The sequence below is a fragment of the Leptolyngbya sp. FACHB-711 genome, from assembly GCF_014695615.1.
Classification (GTDB): domain Bacteria; phylum Cyanobacteriota; class Cyanobacteriia; order Elainellales; family Elainellaceae; genus Leptolyngbya_A.
Window position 1 is genome coordinate 1 of record NZ_JACJOR010000178.1, and the last position, 2,407, is coordinate 2,407.

Annotated in this window: 2 protein-coding genes; one reads left to right on the top strand and one right to left on the bottom strand. The window is 51.3% G+C overall.

All coding sequences use genetic code 11. From position 1 onward, the window contains the following. The first annotated feature begins 591 nt into the window (after positions 1–591). Positions 592–1,200, top strand: a complete 609-nt coding sequence (locus H6F80_RS06325; RefSeq protein WP_190790742.1) for a hypothetical protein — start codon at positions 592–594, stop codon at positions 1,198–1,200. 44 nt (positions 1,201–1,244) lie between these two features. Here the strand turns inward: H6F80_RS06325 and H6F80_RS06330 are convergent, their stop codons facing one another. Next, positions 1,245–2,153, bottom strand: a complete 909-nt coding sequence (locus tag H6F80_RS06330; RefSeq protein ID WP_190790743.1) for a Cof-type HAD-IIB family hydrolase — start codon at positions 2,151–2,153, stop codon at positions 1,245–1,247. Between the last annotated feature and the right edge of the window lie 254 nt (positions 2,154–2,407).

A 2,407-nucleotide genomic window follows, 5' to 3' on the forward strand; every position in this document is an offset into this window, starting at 1 on the left:
AGCAAAACTTCCTCTATTGTCTCAGGGTTTCTACCAGATTGTTTAGCCCAGGCTGTTTAGCGTCTACTAGCTGCTTCGACGGCTGCTTGGACAACACTCAGTTTTTGAATCAGGGCTTTTAGGGTCTTCCTCGGCGCGACAGTTTCCAGGGAAATTGCTTTGCGCTAATAGACTCAAACTTTATCTTCAATCGTCACTACTTCTCTGCAAACTGTAAGGTCTGGTCAACAAGCTGGAACCTCTACTTTGCAACTCTGCCCAGCCAGCAGGGTATTTCTGCATCTGCATTCCAAACGGTCAAGGAGCGAAATTGGGTCTGGCACTGTCCTTCTGCAAAAAGCCTGCGCTTTGTTTTGCAAGAGCACTTTGTTTCACAAATTCTGTGTAAAAAGAGCCTGTGCAAAAAAGAGACCAAGTTTCGCTCAAACCCTAACCTGCCGATCGAACCATCAGAGTGTGACGATCGTTCGGAAATTAATCCCAGCAGTGTCTTTAGAGCAGCATTTGCTTTTAGTTTACGGTTGTCGTCTGCTTTGTGGTGAGAGAGAGGCTGAATCGACTGCATCAGAAACCATCATAAGGGAGCCTATCGTGAGCAATGCTTTTCGATCGATTGATCACAATCCTCAATGCGGCTCGACTTTCAGATCTGCCGCAAACAAAAGTCCTGGAGTGATTTACTCACCTGCCTATGCCGAAGCAGAGGTGCGAACCGTGCCTCGGCTGGATGAGCTAGATCTCAGTCCTGCCGCTGTGCTAATGCAGCAGTCGGTCTGTGTCCGCCTCGATTGGGAAGATTTGTCGCGCTTTGCGATCGTCGATCGCCAGTTTGAGCAGTGGGGCGTGGTCTTTGCCAATGCGGTTGCCGTCTGTCCTTCAAATCCTGCCTATCCGCCCTACTCCGGCACGATGGCAGTGATGGGCGCACCCAAAGGCGGCTGGCTCGAAGCCAGATTTTTGCGCCCGGTAAAGTTTGTCAGCAGCTTTGTCACCAGTTCTCGCCGCACAACGCTCAGTGCCTATGATGCAGACGATCGCCTGATTGCCTCGGCTAAAACCCCCGCCCCAAACCTGGCATACTCCGACTCTGAATGCCCCCCAAATGTCTGGCTCAACCTGCGAAATTTAGACATTCATCGTGTTACGTTTCATGCCTTTGATGGGCAGTTCATCCTCGACGACTTCTGCTTTTGCTTTTAGTGCCCAGCTTATTGCCCAACTGGTTTCTCAACTGGTTTCCCAGCTTATTTCGCCTGAAGAACAAATCGCTCGATCGCCACAGCCGCTCCGTCTGATTCCACATCAGGGGCAACCCAGTGAGCGGCAGTCTTCACCGCATCGGGCGCAGTTCCCATTGCCACACCAATTCCTGCATACTGAATCATTTCCAGATCATTAAAGTTATCGCCGATCGCCATCACGTTTTCTGGACGCAGTTCCAGCATTTCTTCTGCAAGATAGCGGACGGCGGTTCCTTTGTTGACGAGGGGATGGGTTGCCTCAAAGAACGTCGCAACGGATTTGGTGAAGTAAAGCTCTGCCGGAGTATATTGCTGCCGTAGCGAAGAAAGCAGGCGATCGATCACGGCGGGATCATGGCAAAGGGCAAGGATTTTAGTCGGCTCATGATCCACCAGCATCCGCCGCAAATCCCCTACTGCAAACGGCTGGATTTGGCTGCGCTGGGCGTAGAGTTCTGTTTCTGGCGTAATCTCGCGCACATACAGCAAATCGTTTATATAAAAGTGAATCGACAGCAGATCGTGCAGTTCCGGCTGCTCAAAGTAATCGAGCAACTGCAGGGCTGCCTCGCGAGACACGGTGAGATGGCGATAGATTTTCTCGGTGGTCGGGTCTTTGATCAGTGCCCCCTGATAAGTCAGCAGCGGCAGCGTTAAGGCATTGCGAAGCCTTTCTTCCTTCGGAGCAATGGTTTGATAAAAGCGCAGGGCAGACTGAAACATCCGCCCCGTGGCGATCGCCACCTGCACGCCTTTCTCCTGAGCTGCCTGAATTGCCTGCTGCACGGCAGGGGTCATTTGGTTCGACTCGCCCACCGTGGTTCCGTCGAGGTCGATCGCAATCAAGCGAATCTGAGGCGAATGCGTTTCAGCGGCAGGATTTGCCGTCAGATTTAGGGTGGAATTTGACATAGAATTTAGTCGCAAAATTGCTTACGGAATAGGTCACAAAAAGAATCTAAATCCAAGAACACCGATCCAAAAATACCGATCCAAAAATACCGATCGAGGGACAACACACTTGTGCCCCACCCCCCAGGTAGGGACATCCCCATTCTCGCGAATCCCGATCGTCCCGTCTGATAAGGCACACTGGAATTTGGCAGCTCAGCACTTGCTGAAGGTTTCAAGTTCAACACTTGCTGACTGGTTCAATTATTGATAGG